This window comes from Sphingomonas arenae, from assembly GCF_016924655.1.
GTDB classification, from domain to species: Bacteria; Pseudomonadota; Alphaproteobacteria; order Sphingomonadales; family Sphingomonadaceae; genus Sphingomicrobium; species Sphingomicrobium arenae.
Genome location: NZ_JAFFJU010000002.1, coordinates 1040417 through 1058682 on the forward strand (window position 1 = coordinate 1040417; position 18266 = coordinate 1058682).

General features: G+C 68.0%; 18 protein-coding genes. 6 read left to right on the forward strand and 12 right to left on the reverse strand.

Annotated elements, in window-relative coordinates; translation table 11 throughout:
• Positions 1–47: 47 nt before the first annotated feature.
• On the forward strand, positions 48–818 hold the full coding sequence (locus JT720_RS11330; RefSeq protein ID WP_205481338.1) for a phenylalanine 4-monooxygenase: 771 nt from the start codon (positions 48–50) through the stop codon (positions 816–818).
• Here the strand turns inward: JT720_RS11330 and JT720_RS11335 are convergent.
• Both JT720_RS11335 and serS read right to left on the reverse strand, forming a co-directional pair.
• Positions 787–1521 (reverse strand): alpha/beta hydrolase family protein, encoded by a 735-nt coding sequence (locus JT720_RS11335; RefSeq protein WP_205481339.1) that lies wholly within the window; start codon positions 1519–1521, stop codon positions 787–789. The genes JT720_RS11330 and JT720_RS11335 overlap by 32 nt on opposite strands.
• A gap of 48 nt (positions 1522–1569) precedes the next feature.
• Positions 1570–2832 carry a serine--tRNA ligase gene (gene serS, locus JT720_RS11340; RefSeq protein WP_205481340.1) on the reverse strand — a complete coding sequence of 421 codons (1263 nt, stop codon included), beginning with the start codon at positions 2830–2832 and terminating at the stop codon, positions 1570–1572.
• Positions 2833–3014: 182 nt separating this feature from the next.
• Here serS and JT720_RS11345 point away from each other — a divergent pair, with 182 nt between their 5' ends.
• Positions 3015–3965 carry a DUF808 domain-containing protein gene (locus JT720_RS11345; protein ID WP_205481341.1) on the forward strand — a complete coding sequence of 317 codons (951 nt, stop codon included), beginning with the start codon at positions 3015–3017 and terminating at the stop codon, positions 3963–3965.
• A gap of 120 nt (positions 3966–4085) precedes the next feature.
• Complete coding sequence (locus tag JT720_RS11350) at positions 4086–4430, forward strand: fluoride efflux transporter FluC (RefSeq protein WP_205481342.1); 345 nt, start codon at positions 4086–4088, stop codon at positions 4428–4430.
• Here the strand turns inward: JT720_RS11350 and JT720_RS11355 are convergent.
• Positions 4364–6073, reverse strand: a complete 1710-nt coding sequence (locus JT720_RS11355) for an FAD-dependent oxidoreductase (protein ID WP_205481343.1) — start codon at positions 6071–6073, stop codon at positions 4364–4366. The genes JT720_RS11350 and JT720_RS11355 overlap by 67 nt on opposite strands.
• Before the next feature lie 14 nt (positions 6074–6087).
• Positions 6088–6609: a flavin reductase family protein gene (locus tag JT720_RS11360; RefSeq protein ID WP_205481344.1), complete on the reverse strand. Its 522-nt coding sequence runs from the start codon at positions 6607–6609 to the stop codon at positions 6088–6090.
• A 132-nt stretch (positions 6610–6741) separates the two neighbouring features.
• Here JT720_RS11360 and JT720_RS11365 point away from each other — a divergent pair, with 132 nt between their 5' ends.
• On the forward strand, positions 6742–7137 hold the full coding sequence (locus tag JT720_RS11365; protein ID WP_205481345.1) for a DUF2147 domain-containing protein: 396 nt from the start codon (positions 6742–6744) through the stop codon (positions 7135–7137).
• 142 nt (positions 7138–7279) lie between these two features.
• The gene (locus tag JT720_RS11370; RefSeq protein WP_205481346.1) at positions 7280–7699 is read left to right on the forward strand and encodes a hypothetical protein; all 420 of its coding nucleotides are present in this window, start codon (positions 7280–7282) and stop codon (positions 7697–7699) included.
• Positions 7700–7705: 6 nt separating this feature from the next.
• On the opposite strand, the gene hutH is transcribed toward JT720_RS11370, so the two are convergent.
• From hutH to hutI, 4 genes are all read right to left on the reverse strand, one after another.
• Positions 7706–9214 (reverse strand): histidine ammonia-lyase, encoded by a 1509-nt coding sequence (gene hutH, locus JT720_RS11375; protein WP_205481347.1) that lies wholly within the window; start codon positions 9212–9214, stop codon positions 7706–7708.
• A 634-nt stretch (positions 9215–9848) separates the two neighbouring features.
• Complete coding sequence (locus JT720_RS11380) at positions 9849–10277, reverse strand: HIT family protein (protein ID WP_205481348.1); 429 nt, start codon at positions 10275–10277, stop codon at positions 9849–9851.
• Positions 10278–10287: 10 nt separating this feature from the next.
• Positions 10288–11949: a urocanate hydratase gene (gene hutU / locus JT720_RS11385; RefSeq protein ID WP_205481349.1), complete on the reverse strand. Its 1662-nt coding sequence runs from the start codon at positions 11947–11949 to the stop codon at positions 10288–10290.
• Between the two features lie 63 nt (positions 11950–12012).
• Positions 12013–13215 carry an imidazolonepropionase gene (gene hutI, locus JT720_RS11390; RefSeq protein ID WP_205481350.1) on the reverse strand — a complete coding sequence of 401 codons (1203 nt, stop codon included), beginning with the start codon at positions 13213–13215 and terminating at the stop codon, positions 12013–12015.
• Between the two features lie 35 nt (positions 13216–13250).
• On the opposite strand from hutI, the gene JT720_RS11395 reads away from it, so the two are divergent.
• Entirely contained in the window at positions 13251–14135 is an 885-nt protein-coding gene (locus JT720_RS11395) for an arginase family protein (RefSeq protein ID WP_205481351.1), read from the forward strand.
• On the opposite strand, the gene JT720_RS14070 is transcribed toward JT720_RS11395, so the two are convergent.
• Genes JT720_RS14070 through xth form a run of 4 tightly spaced genes read right to left on the reverse strand, consistent with a single transcriptional unit; the run spans position 14132 to position 18139 of the window.
• The gene (locus JT720_RS14070; RefSeq protein WP_272873188.1) at positions 14132–15718 is read right to left on the reverse strand and encodes a response regulator; all 1587 of its coding nucleotides are present in this window, start codon (positions 15716–15718) and stop codon (positions 14132–14134) included. The genes JT720_RS11395 and JT720_RS14070 overlap by 4 nt on opposite strands.
• 59 nt (positions 15719–15777) lie before the next feature.
• Positions 15778–16356 carry an alpha-ketoglutarate-dependent dioxygenase AlkB gene (locus JT720_RS11405; protein ID WP_205481352.1) on the reverse strand — a complete coding sequence of 193 codons (579 nt, stop codon included), beginning with the start codon at positions 16354–16356 and terminating at the stop codon, positions 15778–15780.
• Positions 16357–16358: 2 nt separating this feature from the next.
• Complete coding sequence (locus JT720_RS11410; RefSeq protein ID WP_205481353.1) at positions 16359–17372, reverse strand: ATP-dependent DNA ligase; 1014 nt, start codon at positions 17370–17372, stop codon at positions 16359–16361.
• Positions 17369–18139, reverse strand: a complete 771-nt coding sequence (gene xth, locus JT720_RS11415) for an exodeoxyribonuclease III (protein ID WP_205481354.1) — start codon at positions 18137–18139, stop codon at positions 17369–17371. The genes JT720_RS11410 and xth overlap by 4 nt, the downstream gene beginning before the upstream one ends.
• Positions 18140–18266 lie beyond the last annotated feature (127 nt).

An 18266-nucleotide genomic window follows, 5' to 3' on the forward strand; every position in this document is an offset into this window, starting at 1 on the left:
ACACCCGTCCGGCGGGGTTTTTTGTGCCCTCAAGAAGGACCTTCCCGATGTTCCAGAGTTTCGCCGAGCCCGCCTCCTCCGCTGTCTCCGGCTGGCGCACCCATGTGGTCGACCAGGGCTGGCACCGCTTCACCGATGAGGATCATGCCGTCTGGGACACGCTCTACGCCCGCCAGGTTGCACTGCTGCAGGACCGGATCGTCACCCCTTTCCTCGACGGCCTCGACCTGCTCGACCTCGGCGCCCCCGGAGTGCCGGAGCTTGGCCGACTCAACGCCCGGCTGAAGGCGCGCACCGGCTGGCGCACGGTTGCGGTCCCGGGCCTCGTCCCTGACGAAGCCTTCTTCGCCATGCTCAGCCAGCGGCTCTTTCCCATCGGCAACTTCATCCGCACCCGCGCCCAGCTCGACTATCTGGAAGAGCCCGACTGCTTCCACGACATCTTCGGTCACGTGCCGATGCTCGCCCACCCGGGCATGGCGCAGGCCATTCAGCATGTCGGCCGGCTCGGGCTCCAGGCCATCGCTGCCGGGCACGGCGACTGGGTCGCGCGGCTCTACTGGCACACGGTCGAATTCAGCCTCTGCCGCGAGGGCGATGCGATCCGCATCTTCGGCGCAGGGCTCGCCTCCAGCTTCGGCGAAGCCCGGATCAGCCTGGAGGACCCGACCATCGCCCGTCCCCGGTTCAGCGTCGGGGAGGCCACCGCCACCCCCTACCGCCACGACGCGATGCAGCCGCTCTACTTCGTCGCGGACAGCGTCGATGCCGTGGTCGACGCCATCCTCACCGCCGAGGTGCCACGCCCATCTCGCTGAGGAAGCGCTCGGTCTCCTCGACCACCCGGCGCGTGGCGGTGAAGCCGACCGCGAAGTCCATGTGGCAGCAGGTCAGCTCCACTGCCCGGTCGCTCTCCTCCGGCAGGCCGTAGGCCGATCGCGGGGCGACGATTCCGTCCCCCCGCGACCACAGGGCGAGCGTCGGCACGGGCGGCTTGCTGTGCTCGCGCATGACCGGCGGCTGATCGACCTTGTGGCCCGCCACCCACTCGTAGAGCCGCCAGACGTTGTTCCAGTGCGGATCGCCGGAGAACGGTGCGCCGCAGGTCACCACCGCAAGCGCATGGTCCGGCACCTCCCGCGCCAGTTCGCGGGCGAACACGCCGCCCAGGCTCCACCCGACCAGCAGCACCTTCTCCCCCTGCCCGAAGGCGTCGAACCGCTCGCGGAGCCGCTGGATCGTGTCGGCCTTGGCCCCCGTGTTGAGCCCCTGCTGCCAGCCTTCCACCCGCCAGCCCGCGACGGCAAAGGCCTGCCGCAGCTGCGTGGTGGAACGGTCGCTGGCGAGGAAGCCGGGCAGGACCAGGCACTTGGGCCCGTCCGCCGGACCGAGCGGCACCACCGGCGCCAGGCTCTTCCACGCGCGCGGAAGAAAGGCCGCAACCTCCCGCAGCCGGGCACTGTGCGGGGGTGGCTCCTCGTCACGCCGGCCTTGATCCGGCATTCGCCTTTCTTCCTTCATCCTCTCCAGATGGAGAAAGGCAGACCCCGGCTCAAGGCCGGGGCGCGATTACAAGAACTCACCCCCACCCATCAGCGGCCGCAGCGCCTCCGGCAACCTGACCCGCCCGTCTTCGGTCTGGTGGTTCTCCAGCAGCGGCACCAGGATACGTGGGCTCGCCAGCGCCGTGTTGTTGAGCGTGTGCGCGAACCGCACCTTGCCGTCCGCGTCGCGGTAGCGGAGGTTCGCCCGCCGCGCCTGCCAGTCGTGCAGCGTGGAGCAGCTATGCGTCTCGCGATACTTGCCCAAGGACGGGACCCAGCTCTCGATATCGTTCATGCGATACTTGCCCAGGCCCATGTCCCCGGTCGAGGTTTCGATCACCTGGTAGGGGAGCTCCAGCTCGGTGAGCAGTTCCTCGGCGAGGCCAAGCAGCTTCGCATGCCATTCGGCCGACACCGCCTCGTCCGCCTCGCAGATGACGTACTGCTCCACCTTCATGAACTGGTGGACGCGCAGCAGCCCGCGCACGTCACGCCCGGCGCTCCCTGCCTCCCGCCGGAAGCAGGGCGAGTAGCCGGCGTAGAGGACGGGGCCGCTCGACAGGTCGAGGATCTCCCCCGAATGGAGCGAGGTCAGCGCCACCTCCGCCGTTCCCGCCAGCCACAGCTCGTCCTTGGGCAGGTGGTAGATCTCCTCCTCGTGCCCCGGGAACTGCCCCTGGTTGTAGAAGGCTTGGGTCCGGGTCAGCGCCGGCACCGTGATCGGCGTGAAGCCCGCGCCTGAGATCTTCGTCAGCGCCCAGGTCATCAGCACGCCCTCGAGCAGCGCCAGCCGACCCTTCAGGCAGTAGGTCCGGCTGCCCGCGACCTGTACGATGCGGGAAAGGTCGGCCCAGTCGTTCTTCTCGATCAGCGCCACATGGTCCAGCGGCTCGAACCCGAACTCGCGCGGGCTGCCCTCGGTGCGGATCACCGTGTTGAAGCTCTCGTCCGGCCCGATCGGCGCCCCGGCATAGGGGATGTTGGGCAGCTTCAGCATCAGCGCCCGCAGCGCCTCGTCCTTGCCCGAAAGCTGCGCTTCCAGCTCCCCCGCCCGCGCGCCCGCTTCCTTGGCGCGCCGCCCAAGCTCCGCCTTCTCCTCGGGCGCGGCGCTCTTGAACCCGGCCGAGATGGCGTTCCGCTCGGCCCGCAGCTGGTCGATCTCGGTCTTGAACCCCCGCACCTCGCCATCGAGGGTCAGCAGCTCGTCCAGGCTGAGGTCGACGCCCTTCTGCTCGCAGGCGCGGGCGACGGTGTCACGGTTGTGGCGGACGAAGTTCAGGTCGAGCATGGCCGCGCGGATGCGCGAGATAGGGGGAGGATGCAACTCCCCGCTCGTCCTGAGCGGAGCGCAGCGAAGTCGGAATCGAAAGATGACCGTAGGGCAAGGGCGTTTTTGCCAGAAGCACGCCCTTCGACTACGCGCTGGAGCGCTCCGCTCAGGACGAGCGATCAACAAACGAGGGAGAGACCATGCCGTCCGGACTAGTCGCGCTGCTCGATGACGTGGCGACCCTGACCAAGCTCGCCGCCGCCTCGGTCGACGACGTCGGTGCCGCCGCCGGACGCGCCGGCTTCAAGGCCGCGGGCGTGGTCATCGACGACACCGCCGTCACGCCGCGCTACGTCACCGGCCTCTCGCCCACGCGCGAGCTGCCGATCATCGGCAAGATCGCCTGGGGCAGCCTCAAGAACAAGCTGCTGATCCTGCTGCCCGTGGCCTTGCTGTTGAGCGCGTTCGCGCCGTGGCTGATCGTGCCGCTGCTGATGATCGGGGGCGCCTTCCTAGCCTATGAAGCGACCCACAAGATCTGGGAAAAGATCAGCGGTCACGACCATACGGCCGAGGAGCTGGTGGAGTGCGCCGACGCGAACGAGCTGGAGGCCCGGCAGGTCTCCGGCGCGATCCGCACCGACTTCATCCTCTCGGCCGAGATCATGGCCATCGCCCTCGCCGAGGTGGAGGCGGACAGCTTCGCCCTGCAGGCGGGCGCGCTCGCCGCGGTTGCGATCGGCATCACGGTCGCCGTCTATGGCGTGGTTGGCCTCATCGTGAAGCTGGACGACATCGGCCTTCACCTCGCCGAGCGCGGCCCCAGCCTGTCGCGCTCTTTCGGCCGGGCACTCGTCCGCGGCGTGCCCCGGCTACTCTCCGCGCTGGCGATCATCGGCACGGCCGCCATGCTCTGGGTGGGCGGGCAGATCCTGCTCCACGGCATGGAAGAGCTCGGCTTCGCGACCCTGCCGCACCTCGTCCACGACACCGCGCACCACGCCGCCGAAGCCCTCGGCTTCTGGGTGCCGATCTGGGAGTGGCTGCTGAACGCGCTGGGCGGCGCGATCGCCGGCATCATCGTCGGCGGCGCGATCCTCGGCTTGCTGCATCTGATCCCTCGCAAGAAGACAGAGGCGATTGCGCATTGAGCAACATCGCGCTCGTCCTGAGCGGACCCCGGCCAAAGCCGGGGGTAGTCGAAGGGCGCTGGTCACAGACAACGCCCTTCGACTTCGCTTCGCTTCGCTCAGGAGGGCGGTGGTGAACGCATGATGCCATGGCTGCTGGTCTTCCTCGGCGGCGGCACCGGGGCTTTGCTGCGCCACGGCATCGGCAAGGCGGTCGGCGGCACGGGCGCGACCCTGCTGGTGAACGTGACTGGCTGCTTCCTCATGGGCCTGCTCGCGGGCTGGTTGATGGGGCGGGAGCAGGGCGAAAGCTGGCGCCTGCTGCTCGGCGTCGGCCTGCTCGGCGGCTTCACCACCTTCAGCGCCTTCGCACTCGACTTCGCCACCCTGTGGCGGGACCAGCCATGGGTCGCGATCGGCTATTGCGCCGCCAGCGTACTCGGGTCCCTCGCGGCCATGTTCGCGGGATTGTCCCTCAGCCGGTGATCGCCACGGCTCTGCTCCTCCAGGTAGCGGTGCACGAACTGGATCACCACCGATCCCTCGCCAACGGCCGAGGCCACCCGCTTGACCGATCCCGATCGCACGTCCCCGACCGCGAACAGGCCGGGCGCGGTGGTCATGAACGGACTGCCGTCACTGCCGGTGCAGACGAAGCCCTTCTCGTCCGTCTCCGCGACGCCTGACAGCCATTCGCTGTTCGGGGCCGCGCCGATCATCACGAACAGCGCCGCCGCCTCCACCGTCTCTGGCTCCTGCCCGCGTACCCGCCAGCGGACCCACTCCAGGCCTCGGGTCCCGCCCAGCTCCTCGACCTCGCAGAAGCGGTGCAGGGTGATGCGCTCGCCCGCGTCGATCCGGTCGATCAGGTAGCGGCTCATGGTCGCGGCCAGCCCATCGCCTCTCACCAGCAGGTGCACATGGCTCGCATGCTGGGCCATGAACACGGCCGCCTGACCTGCCGAATTGCCCCCGCCGACGATCACGACCGGCCGGCCGGAGCAGAGGTTCGCCTCCATCGCAGTCGCCGCATAATGGACGCCGGATCCCTCGAACCGCTCCAGCCCCGGCGCGGCCAGCTTCCGGTATCGTGCCCCGGTTGCCGCCACCACCGCGCGCGTGCGCACCGGCTGGCCGCAGTCGAGGGTCAGGGTGAAGCCCTCCCCGTCCCTCTCCAGCCGCTCCACGGTCCGGGCAACCGCCAGCCGAGCGCCGAACTTCTGCGCCTGGACCTGCGCGCGACCGGCCAGCGCCTGACCGGAGATACCGGTGGGGAAGCCAAGATAATTCTCGATCTTGCTGCTGGTGCCCGCCTGGCCGCCGGGCGCGATGTCTTCCAGGATCACCGTGTCCAGGCCTTCCGACGCCGCATAGACCGCCGCCGCCAGGCCGCCCGGCCCGGCCCCGACCACGGCCAGGTCGAACCGGTGCTCCCCGTCGAGCGGGACGGTGATACCGAGGTGAGTAGCGAGCTCCCGGTTGGAGGGCCGGACGAGCACCTCGCCGTCGGACAGGACGGCGGGCAGCTGGTCGGGAACCAGGCCGCACTCGGGTACGCGCTCCGGCTCCGCCAAGCTGTCGGTGGTGGTGTGCGGATAACCGTTGCGGGTCAGGAAGGTGTTCAGCCGCACGGTGTCGGGATGGTCCATCGGCCCGATCAGCTCGACCCCGCCCTGCTCGTGCCGCATCAGCCCGACCCGCCGCAGAATGAAGGCGCGCATGATGATCTCGCCGATGTCCGGCTCGGCAGTGATCATGCTACGGAAGTCGCGCCGGGCCACCCGGACCACCCGGGTCGGCCCGTTGGCCCGGCCGGAGACGAGAATCTTGCGGTCGTTGAACAGGTCCAGCTCGCCGGTGAACTGGCGCGCGCGGTGCTGGTGCACCACATGGTCGCCATCCCGCTCATGGTCGATGATGTCGATCGCGCCCTCGACCACCAGGAAGAAGTCCACCGATCGCTCACCGCGCCGGAACAGGTGGTCGCCGTCGCCCAGCGCCTCCTCCTGCCCGAAGCGAGCGATGCGGCCGGCCATCTCGGCCGACAGCACGGGAAAGGTCTGCGCCTCCCGGGCATAGGGGTCGGCAGGATCGAGCGGCGCTGCGAGCGAATGCGGATCGGTGCTCATGCGCGCTCTCCTCCTCAGTCGAAGTGCAGTCGCCGGTACCGGCCCCGGAAGTACAGCAGCGGGTCCAGCGTCGAGTCGAAGCTCGCGCGCAGCACTTCTCCCACCACGATGTGATGGTCCCCGCCTTCGTGCACCGCGTGGGCCGCGCACTCGAACACGCCCAGCGAATCGCGCAGCACCGGGGGGCCATATTCCCCCGGGCTCCATGGCGTCGCGCCGAAGCGGTCCTGGTCCTTGGTCGCGAAGCGGATGGAAGCGGGTTGCTGGTGCGTCTGCAGCACGTTCACCGCAAAGTGCGACGCCTGCGTCAGCGCGCCCGCACTCGCCGCCCGCCGCGCCACGCAAACCAGCAGCAGCGGCGGGTCCAGCGACACGCTGGTGAAGCTGTTCGCGGTCAGCCCGACCGGACTTCCGTCGCCATCCAGGCAGGTGACGATCGTCACTCCCGTCGCGAAGCAGCCGAGCGCGTCACGCAAGGTGCGCGGGTCGGAACCGGTGCGATACTCGCTGGTGTGCTGGGCGGCGGGTTCGGCCATCACCATCCTATAGCCGCCGCAAGTGGGCCGGGACAGCCTGCCTGAAAGGCGGTGACGGCTCTCCGCCGCTGCCCGATTTCCGCCATTGTTCGGTCAGGCAGGACTCATAAACCCGCTGCTAACTGCCTGCCCATGAAGAGAATCGCTGCCATCCTCGCCGCCGCCGTGGCGCTTGCGCCCCTGCCGGCGCTCGCCGCCTCTCCGCTGGAGGGCACCTGGACCAACCCGAAGCGCACCGTCACCGTGCGCATCGCGCCGTGCGGGAAGAGCCTGTGCGGCCGGGTCGTCAATGCCTCCGCCAAGGCCAAGCGCGACGCAGCCGAGGGCGGCACCCGGAACCTCGTCGGCACCACCATTCTGAAGGACCTCCGTCCGGCCGGCGCCAACCGCTGGAAGGGGCAGGTCTTCATGCCCAAGGCCAACCGCCACGCCGGCGCCAACCTCCACGTCAGCGGCAACCGCCTGACCGTGCAGGGCTGCATCCTCGCCGTCATCTGCAAGGACCAGACCTGGTCGCGCGTCAGCTGACGCCGGCATTGCACGCCGCGCGGAATGGGCGTTAACTCCCCCGGTTGACCCTTCATGAGTCGCGTCCCGGTGATCGGGAGCAACCGGCCGGTCGATCGGACCGGCCGTCACGAGGCACTGCCTCGAACTCGGGGGACTACACTTGCGACACCACATCTTCGGCGCGGCCGCGCTTGCGCTCACCTGCACCCTGTCTACGCCCGTGTCGGCCCAGCAGTCGGGAAGCCGCTCGGTCGTATCCATCTACCACGCCGTGCCCGGCCACCAGGCGGAGTTGCTCAAGTGGCTCGCCCGGCAGGACCAGATCAGCGCCGCGGCGGGCAATCCCCGTTCGCAGCTCTACGTCCACATGGACGGGGACAGCTGGGACTATGTCCTGATCGCCCCCGCGACAACGGAGGCGCAGGACGCGGCCTTTGACGCTGCCGCCAAGCGTATGGGCGTTCCCACCGGCCCGGCCGCGGGGATCGAGTTTCGCAAGCACATCATGAGCCACACGGACACCATGACCGCCGGTCCGACCACGGCCGCCGAGGTCCTCGCCGCGCTCGGCGAGAAGTAGCGCCGTTCAGTCGAGCAGCGGGGGAGCCGTCACCAGTTCCCCCGCCAGCACCGCGGCCTGCAGCGCCGCCATCTCGTCCGCCCAGTAGCGGTCCGCCTCCAGGTGCGGGCTGATCGCGCGGACCTTCGAATGAAGCGCCTGCAACGGCTCCGACGTCCTGAGCGGCGCGTGATAGTCCACGCCCTGCGCCGCCGTGATCAGCTCGATCGCCACCACCCCGGCCGCATTGCGGGCGATAGTGGCGGCCTTTCGCGCGGCAATCGGCGCCATCGACACATGGTCCTCCTGCCCCGCCGAGGTCGGGATCGAATCCACGCTCGCCGGATACGCCAGGCTCTTGTTCTCGCTGACCAGCGCGGCGGCCGTGACCTGCGGGATCATCAGCCCACTGTTGACCCCTCCGTCATCCACCAGGAACGCCGGCAACCCGCTCATCTTCGGGTCCACCAGCACGGACGTCCGCCGTTCGGACAAGGACCCCACCTCGCACAGCGCCATGGCGATGGTGTCGGCAGCGAAGGCGACCGGCTGGGCATGGAAGTTGCCGCCGCTGATGGCCAAATCCTCATCCTCGAACACGATCGGATTGTCGGTCACGGCCGCCGCCTCGATGGTCAGCGTGCGGGCGGCGTTGGCGAGCAGGTCGAGCGCGCCGCCCATCACCTGCGGCTGGCAGCGGAAGCTATAGGGGTCCTGCACCCGGCCGCAGCGGTGGTGCGAAGCGACGATCTCCGAGCCGTCGAGCAGCCGCGCGATCTCGGCGGCAACGCGGATCTGACCGGGCTGGCCCCGGAGCGCCGAGATGCGCGGATCAAACGGCTTCACGCTCCCCTTCAGCGCATCGACCGACAGGGAGCCCGCAGCAATCGCAGCCCCGAACACCCGCTCCGCCGCGAACAGCGCATCGAGGGCAATGGCACAGCTCGCCTGCGTGCCGTTGATGAGCGCCAGGCCCTCCTTCGGCCCAAGCTCCAGCGGCGCGAGCCCGAGCCGATGCAGCGCCTCTCCCGCCGCGAGCCGCTCGCCGGCAAGATCGATCCAGCCGAAGCCCATCAGCGCCGCCGTCATGTGCGCCAGCGGAGCGAGGTCGCCCGAAGCGCCGACCGACCCCTGCGCGGGGATGACCGGCATGGCGTCGCGGTCGAGCAGCGCCTGCAGCGCGTCGATGACGACCGGCCGCACCCCCGAATAGCCGCGCCCGAGGCCGAGCAGCTTCAGCACGATCATCAGCCGCGCGACATGCCGCGGCAGCGCATCGCCGAGCCCGCAACTGTGCGACAGGATCAGGTTGCGCTGAAGCTCGGCGAGGCGGTCCGCCGGAATGCGCTCGTTGGCGAGCAAGCCAAAGCCGGTGTTGATGCCGTACACGGTCTCCCCACCCGCGACGATCCGCTCCACCGCAGCGGCGGAGGCGCGCACGCGCTCCATGCTGGCCGCGTCAAGGCGGGACGGCGCGCCGGTCCAGAGCTGGCGCAGGGTGGAGAGGTCGACGGCTTCGGGGTTGAGGGTGAGCATCGGAGTTCCCGTCTGGCAGACTTGGGGCCGCGTCAACAGGGCCGATGATCAGGGCCGCGATGATGGTCGTCTCGTGCGTGGCATTCACCGTAAGATGCGACGAAATCCGTAACTTCCTGGTCCGAGCGGAGGCGGACAATCTTGCAGCCAGGTGGAGCATGCGCGGCAAGTCGCGCCAATTTCGTTCGTCCTGAGCGGCGGGTTGTCCACATATACCAGAGGAACCCGGCAGCATTCGCAGCCGTTCGGGACAGCCTTCGGCCATGTCGGGCCGAGTCTGTCCGCGGCCGGCAAGCGCCCGACTGGTGACGCGCCACATGCGCAGGCTAACAGGCCGATCGAGCCAGATGAGCAGGTTGGCGCGAGCGAGCCGCTGCGGCCAGGTTCGCGAGTGACCTCCCTCGAACGCCCACGAGTCGCGATCTGTTGCTTGGATGCTCAATCGGTCCTTTTCAGCGCGGCTGCGCTCCACCCAACCAGACTGCCAGTGGATCTTGTCGACGTGGACAATCGGTAAGCCGGTGCGACGACCAATTGCGAGCGCCAGCGTGCTCTTGCCCGAGCCGGGCTGCCCTACGATCATGATGCGCTTCATGCGACGAGCGAGACGCAAGCCCGCTGCAGCAGCAGGGAATCAAGCATCAGTCGGAAACGCTGCTGAAAGCTGCTTGGCCATTCGGTCTAACTCGGAACGCGGAACGGGATTCTGAGGCACTCGCTCCGTGTTGGGAATAACGTGGAAGTGCACGTGCCCGACAGCTTGATCCCGGCCGTTGTTCTGGAGAATGGAGAAGCCGGTCGCGCCGAGCGCCTGCTGCTGCGCAATTCCGACCCGGGTCGCCAGATGAAGCACCCGGCCCATCTCCTCGCGCGTCATGTCGAGGAGGTGGCGAACTGGCCACTTCGGGATCACCAGCGCATGCCCCGGATGCTCCCATTGTAGGGGCATGATTACCAGCACCTCTTCGTCCTCGAAGACGCGCGAAGCGGGAAGTTCATCTCGCAAAATGCGCGCGAATGGGTTGTTCTCGTCATAAGGCGCATCGAGCGGGCGGAAAGCCATGATGGAGAGGTCAGCCGATCATCGGCAGGTCGAGCGCCTGTTCCCGCGCGCAGTCGACGGCGATGTCATAGCCCGCGTCCGCATGGCGCATGACGCCGGTGCCCGGGTCGTTCCACAGCACCCGCTCCAGCCGCCTCGCCGCCTCGTCAGTGCCGTCGGCGACGATGACCATGCCGGCGTGCTGGGAATAGCCCATGCCGACCCCGCCGCCGTGATGGAGGCTGACCCAGGTGGCGCCGCTTGCCGTATTCAGCAGCGCATTCAGCAAAGGCCAATCCGACACCGCGTCGCTGCCGTCCTTCATCGCCTCTGTCTCGCGGTTCGGGCTCGACACCGAGCCGCTGTCGAGGTGGTCGCGGCCGATGACGATGGGGGCGCTGACCTCGCCGCTGCGCACCATTTCGTTGAAGGCGAGGCCGAGGCGGTGGCGCTGGCCGAGGCCGACCCAGCAGATGCGTGCGGGCAGGCCCTGGAAGGCGATCCGCTCCCGCGCCATGTCGAGCCAGCGGTGCAGGTGCGGGTCGTCGGGGAGCAGCTCCTTTACCCGCTGGTCGGTGCGGTAGATGTCCTCCGGATCGCCGCTCAGCGCGCACCAGCGGAACGGGCCGATGCCGCGGCAGAAGAGCGGGCGGACGTAGGCGGGGACGAAGCCGGGAAAGTCGAACGCGTGGGTGACGCCGGTGTCCAGCGCTTCCTGGCGGATGTTGTTGCCATAGTCGAAGGTCGGCACGCCCATGTCGCGGTAAGACAGCATCGCCTCGACATGACGGGCGATGGAGATGCGGGCGGCATGGGCGACGGCGGCCGGATCGCGCTCGCGCATCTCCTGCCACTTGGCGACGCTCCAGCCGATCGGCAGGTAGCCGTTGGAGGGATCGTGGGCGCTGGTCTGGTCGGTCAGCGCGTCGGGGCGGATGCCGCGGGCGAGCATCTCCGGGATGATCTCGGCGGCGTTGCCGAGCAGGCCGACGCTGGTCGGCTCGGACGCCGTGCGGATGATCTCCAGCGCTTCGTCGATGGTGGAGGCGCGGCGGTCGAGGTAGCGGGTCTCCAGCCGCTTCTCGATGCGGCTTTCCTGGCACTCGATGGCGATGCAGTGGGCGCCCGCCATGACCGCCGCCAGAGGTTGGGCCCCACCCATGCCGCCGAGCCCGGCGGTCAGGATCCAACGCCCACGCAAGTCCCCGCCATAATGCTGGCGGCCCATCTCCGCGAACGTCTCGTAGGTGCCTTGGACGATGCCCTGCGTGCCGATGTAGATCCACGAGCCGGCGGTCATCTGGCCGTACATCATCAGCCCGGCGCGATCGAGTTCGTTGAACTTCTCCCACGTCGCCCACTTGGGCACCAGGTTGGAATTGGCGATCAGCACGCGCGGCGCGTCGGGGTGGGTCCGGAACACGCCGGCGGGCTTGCCGGACTGGACGAGCAGCGTCTGGTCGCCCTCCAGCCGCTCCAGCGTTTCGACGATCTTGTCATAGCAGGCCCAGTTGCGCGCGGCCCGGCCGATCCCGCCATAAACGACCAGGCTCTGCGGGTCCTCGGCCACCTCGTCGTCGAGGTTGTTCATCAGCATCCGGACGGCGGCTTCTGTCAGCCAGCTCTTCGCCTTGATCTCGCTGCCCCGCCGCGCCCGGATGCGGCGGCTGTTGTCACGTCGTTGGTCGGTCACTCTCGCCCCTGTTCTAGCGCTCACGCCGAGTAGCCGCGCAAGCGGCGTATCGAAGCGCTGTCCTCAAGCATCCAGCCCTGCAAACACCCGCCGTTCCGGCATCAGTCCCACCCAGTAGCCCAGCTCCGCAGGCTCCGCGATCCGCCACACGCACAGGTCCGCCTCCATGCCCGGAGACAGGCTGCCGACCTCGTCCTGAAGGCCGAGTGCGGCCGCCGCATTGACCGTCATCCCGGCGAGCGCTTCTTCCGGCGTCAGTCCGAACAAGGTGCAGGCCATGTTCATCGCAAGTTGCGGGTTCAGGAGCGGCGACGTTCCCGGATTGCAGTCGGTCGCGACCGCGATCGGCACGCCATGATCGCGCAGCAGCTGGACGGGCGGGCGCAGCTTTTCCTGCAAGGTGTAGAAAGCCCCCGGCAGCAGCACGGCAACCGTCCCGGCCTCCGCCATCGCCTGCGCACCCGGCGCATCCAGATGCTCCAGGTGATCGGCAGACAGGGCATTGTAGCGCGCCGCCAGCTTCGCCCCGCCGCGATTGCTCAGTTGCTCGGCATGCAGCTTGACCCGAAGGCCGTGATTGTCCGCCGCGTCGAACAGGCGCTCGATCTCGTGGGGCAGGAAGCCGATGCCTTCGCAGAAGCCGTCGACGGCCTGCGCCAGCCCCAGCCGCGCAACGGTCGGGATCATCTCCTCCACGGCCATGTCGACATAGGCTGCCCGGTCCGCACTTTTCGGCAGCGCGTGGAGGGCCAGCAGGGTCGAGGCGATCCGCACCGGCTCCCGCTCGCCCAGCGCCCTCGCCACGTTCAGCAGGCGAAGCTCGCTCGCGGTGTCGTAGCCGTAGCCGGACTTCACCTCCACGGTGGTGCACCCGCCGCGCATCAGCGCGTGCAGGCGGCGCCGGGCGCTGTCGATCAGCTCGCTCGTCGAGGAGCCCCGCGTCGCGTTAACGGTTGACGCAATCCCTCCGCCGGCCTGCGCGATTTCCTCATAGCTCGCCCCTGCCCGCCGCATTGCATGTTCGGCAGCACGATTACCTCCGAACACCAGGTGGGTGTGGCAGTCGACCAGCCCCGGGGTCACCCACGCCCCGCCAAGCGGCACGACCTCCTTCGCGCGGTAGCCGGCAAGCTCCGCCCGCCGCCCGACCCGCACGATCTTCCCGTCCGCGATCCCGATCGCCGCATTGCTGACGATTCCCAGCGGATCGCCGGGGCGGGGCACCATCGTGGCGACATGACAATCGGTAAGCAGGCGGTCCCACATGGCGCGGCCCATGGCACGCTGCTAGGCAGGCTTCAATGACGAGCGCCTGGCCCAACCTTTCCGACCTGCTGACCGGAGCCGATTCCGGGGCGCCCGTCGGGCTGGTCGGCGCGCCCCTCGCGCTCGGGTCCGTGACCCCGGGGCGCTGCGACCTCGCGCCGGCCACGTTGCGGGGCGTTTTGCGGCGGATCGGGACCTATGACATCGAAACGCGGCGAGAACTGAGCAGTTTGATCGCGGATCGCGGCGATATCGCGATTTGTGGCGACACAATCGAGCAAAACACGGCGCGGATTCGCGACTTTGTGTCGCTCAGCGTGTCACAGCACGCGCTCACATTGCTGATCGGCGGCAACAATGCGGTCACCCGTCCCGGCGTCCACGGGCTCGGCCTTCCGCTCGACAAGGTCGGCCTGATCACTCTCGACGCTCACCTCGACATGCGCGACACAAGTGCCGGACTCGGCAACGGAAATCCGGTCCGCGCCCTCATTGAAGATGGCCTCCCCGGCCGCAACATCGCCCAGATCGGTCTCGCCCCCTTCGCCAACAGTCGCGCTATGCACGAAGACGCGCTCGCCGCCGGCAACCGCGTAATCACCATCCAGGAAGTCCGGAAAAGCGGCATTCTTGCCTGCGTCGAAAGCGCCCTAGCCGGCCTCTCCCATTGCGAAGCGCTGCTCGTCGACTGCGACATCGACGTGATTGACCGGAGCCAATTCCCCGCCGCTCCCGGCGCCCGTCCGGGCGGCATGAGCGCAACCGACTTCTTCGCCGCCACCCGCCACATCGCCGCCGAACCCCGCGTCCGGGTCATCGACCTGACCGAATGGGACCCGCCGCTCGACGCCACGGACCTCAGCGCCCTCACCGCCGGCCGCTGGCTCGCGGAGGTGCTGGCCGGCTTCGAAGCCCGCTAGCCCAGCATCTCGCGCACCGCCGCAGCCAGCTGGGCGGAGGTCACCGGCTTCTTCAGGACCCTCGCATTGCCGCCGACCGCACGGTCGATCGCTGCGCTGTCCGCGAAGCCGGTAATGAACAGCAGCTTCATGTCGGGCCGCAGCTTGCGCGCTTGCGACGCCAGCTCCGCGCCGTTCATCTCCGGCATCGCATAGTCGAGCAAGAGCAGGTCGAAGCTCTGGCGGCTGATCGCGTCCAGCGCCTCCGCCGCCCCTCTCGCCTCGACACACGCATGGCCGTCAGCGGCAAGCAGGTCGGCCAGCGCTTCGCGAACCTCGTGATCGTCGTCGACAAGGAGAATCGAATGTCCCGCGACGGCAGCATGCTCTCCGGACTTCGTCGAGTCGCTCGGTGGTTCCTCCGGAGCAGTCACGTTGCAAGGCAGCAGCATGGTAACGGTCGTACCCTCGCCCACTGCGGTGTCGATCAGCAGGTCCCCGCCCGCCTGGGTCGCAACCCCATAGGCCATCGGTAGCCCAAGCCCCGTTCCTTCGCCCGGCCCTTTGGTGGTGAAGAACGGCTCCAGTGCGCGCTCCTGCACCTCGGGGCTCATGCCATCGCCGGTGTCGCTCACGATCACGGCGACTTGCGGCAGCCCATCCGCGACTTCGCGCATCTCCGCCGCGATCACCAGCTGCCCGCCGCCCGGCATCGCGTCTCGGGCGTTGATCGCTAGGTTGAGGACCGCCAGCTCCAACTGGGTCCGGTCAGACTCGACCGGACAGAGGTCGTCGGAGATCTGAAGCTCCAGCTGCACCGTCGGGCCGACCGAATTGCGCAGCAGTTCACGCATGTCCTCCAGCATCTTGCCGACATGGATCGCACGAGCTTCCAACCGCTGCTGCCGGGAAAAGGTGAGCAGCTGGCCGGTGAGCTTGGTTCCGCGCTCGACCGCGGCGGTGGCGTTGGTGGCCCACCGCTGGACCTTGTCGACCCGTTCGGGGGACCGGGTGATCAGCTCCAGATTGCCGGCGATCGCCTGGAGGAGGTTGTTGAAATCGTGCGCAATCCCGCCCGTGAGCTGGCCCACCGCTTCGATCTTCTTAGCCTGCACCAATGCCGCTTCGGCGCGTTCGCGCTGCTGCACCTCGGCCCGAAGTTGTTGCAGCACCTCGTCCCGCTCGGCGAGCGCCACCGCCAATTCCTGGTTCTTCAGCTGAAGTTGGGTCGGTGAGGGAATGGCCAGCATGCGCGGCAACAGGGGCCAGAGCAGGATTGCGGTCGGAACCGATGCCGCGGCGGTCACAGCCTTCACCAGGGCTTCGGCTCCGTAATCGCCGTTCCACAGGTTCCAGATTCCCATGACATGGGTGAGGCCGCACGACAGGATGAACAAGGCAAACAGCCAGAACATCTTGCCAAACTCGACATCGGGCCGCCGGCGGACGAAAGTGACGAGTGCGACGGGGATGGAGAAGTAGGCTGCGGCGATGAGCGCGTCGGAGATGACGTGGGTCCATACGAGCTCCGGCTGCCACAGAAGGCAGTAGCCATGAGGCGCGTAGTTGCCGCTGACGAACTGCTTCAGAAAATCGAACATCATGAGGATCCAGGCAGCCGAGTGTGCCGATCCCGCTTTGTATTTGGGGACCGCTCGCTTGGCTAGGCGTGGAGCCGCGCGCGACCCGCTTGAGAAAGGCTGCGGAAGGTGATCGAAAAGCGGAGTGCCTCATGGGCCACAATCCCATGCTCCCACTCGTGCCGAACCTCGCCGGTCAAATGATATGCGCTCCTTGCGGCAAGCGGCAGCTTCAAGCGCTGGAACCGGGTTCCTTCGCGCCGCCGAAAGTTCATCACGGTTGCGGCTCCGAGGGACACGCCGACCACATGTTCGAACACGGGGCGATCCTTGTGCCAGCCTATCCCCGCACCGGGATCGTAGCGGATCAGGAGGGCATGACCGAGCTCCTCCGGATCGAGCGCCGCAAAGGCCGCAGCGCGTTCGCGCAAGGGATGGAGCCAGGCAGGCAGCGGCTCCGCCTGCTCGAAGCTCTGATCCTGGAAGTCATAGCGCCAGCCGAAACTATGGGTGAGACGCTTGCCCTCGTAATCGCGGAACTGAAAGGGGGTGAGCTCGACAGCGCAGATGCGGTCGATGAGCTCCCTCTCCTCGTCGGGCGTGACGAATTCCTCCCGGATCGACAGCCCGGGCACTGGCGGATCATTGAAGAGGTCCGGCACGGCTAAGGTCGCAGCAGATTGCGCAGCTCGGCGGGGGTGAGCGGGTGGCGCAACTGCTCCATGCGGCACTGGTCCGGACGCTTGTCCGGCCGTCGGCGCAGCAGGCGCGTGCCGTGGCGGAAGCGGCCGGACGTGACCTGGTCGTAGAGGACTTCCACCACGATCTCCGGCTTCAGTGGTCGCCATTCGGACACCCGATCGCGGGCCCAGCGGCTGGCCTTGTCCGGCCGGGACCCCGTAAAGCCTGGCGGCTCAACCAGGCCCTCGAGTTCCGGCGTCCAGCGCTTCTTTTCCGCGGCGGAGAAGGAGGAGCAGAAGCCCACGTGGTCGAGCTTGCCCTGGTCATCGTAGAGGCCGAGGAGCAGGGACGCCATCGCGCTTCCTGCCTGGTCATAGCGGAAGCCTCCAACCACGCAGTCGGCGGTGCGGTGCTGCTTCACCTTCACCATCGTCCGTTCGCCGGAATAGTAGCGGTCGTCCACGCGCTTGCCGATCACGCCGTCGAGGGCTCCGCCACTGCGTGCAAGCCAGTCGAGCGCTCGCTCCCGCTGAGCGGTGGCCGGCGACAGAAGGAGATCATCGGCATCCTCTTCGCTAACGAACCGCGCCAGCGCGCTTCGGCGCTCCAGCAGCGGGGCGTCCGTGAGGTCCCTTCCACCCAGCGCGAGCAGGTCGAAGGTCATCAGCCGGGCGGGAGTTTCGGTGGCTAGCTTGCGAACCCGGCTCTCGGCGGGGTGCAGGCGCATCTGCAATGCGTCGAAGCTCAGCCCCGCGTCCGTCTCGATAATGAGTTCGCCATCGAGGATGAAGTCGGAGTGCCTCAGGCCCTCCAGCATGGCCAGCACTTCGGGGAAGTAACGACCGAGGGGCTTGCCGGACTTGGACCACATCTCCACCCCTTCCTCGTGACGGACGGCGATGCAGCGGAAACCGTCCCACTTGGGCTCGAACTGCCAGCCCGGCTCATCCGGCAGTTGTTCGACCAGAAGCGCCTCCATGGGGGCCGGCGCGGTCATGCGATCTCGATCCAGACGGGCGCATGATCGCTGGTCTTCTCCATGGCGCGAACGCTTCGGTCGACCCCGGCACTTCGGAGGCGCTTGGCGGCAGGTTCGTTGAGCAGCAGATGGTCGATGCGCAGGCCCGTATCGCGCGGCCAAGCATTGCGGAAATAGTCCCAGAAGGTGAACACTCGCTCATCCGGGTGCAGGGCGCGCAAGGCGTCCGTCCAGCCTGACCCGAGCAGCCGCTCGTATGCCGCCTTCACCTCCGGCGCGAACAGCGCATCATCGACCCAGCGTTCCGGCTTGTAGACGTCGGCATCGCCGGGGATGATGTTGTAATCGCCGGCAAGAACGACCGGCCCATCAACGGCGAACAGGTCGGCCGCGAGCGCCTCCAACGCCTCGATCCAGGCCAGCTTGTAGTCGAACTTGGGACCGGGTCGCGGATTGCCATTGGGCAAGTAAAGACAACCGACCAGGACGCCGTTCACGGCCGCTTCGATATAGCGCGATTGTGCCGGGTCGGGATCAGCTGGTAACCCGCGCCGCGTCTCGACGGGGGTGCAGCCGCGGGCGAGGATCGCGACGCCGTTCCAACTCTTCTGCCCGAGCCAGAGCGCGCCGTAGCCGGCCTGCTCCAAGGCTTGGAGCGGAAATTTCTCCTGGGCCGCCTTGAGTTCCTGAAGGCAGACCACGTCCGGCTGCGTCGCTCCGAGCCATTCGAGCAGGACGGGCAGCCGCCCATTGACACCGTTCACATTGTAGGTCGCGATCCGCATGCACCCGAATGAACCCGCCGAGCTCGGCTTGGTGCCATGCAGGGCTACAGGAGGAAGTGCTCGCTCCCCAGCGTGTGCAGCCCATCGACGCGGATCATGAAGTCGGCGACGCCGTCGCCGTTGGTGT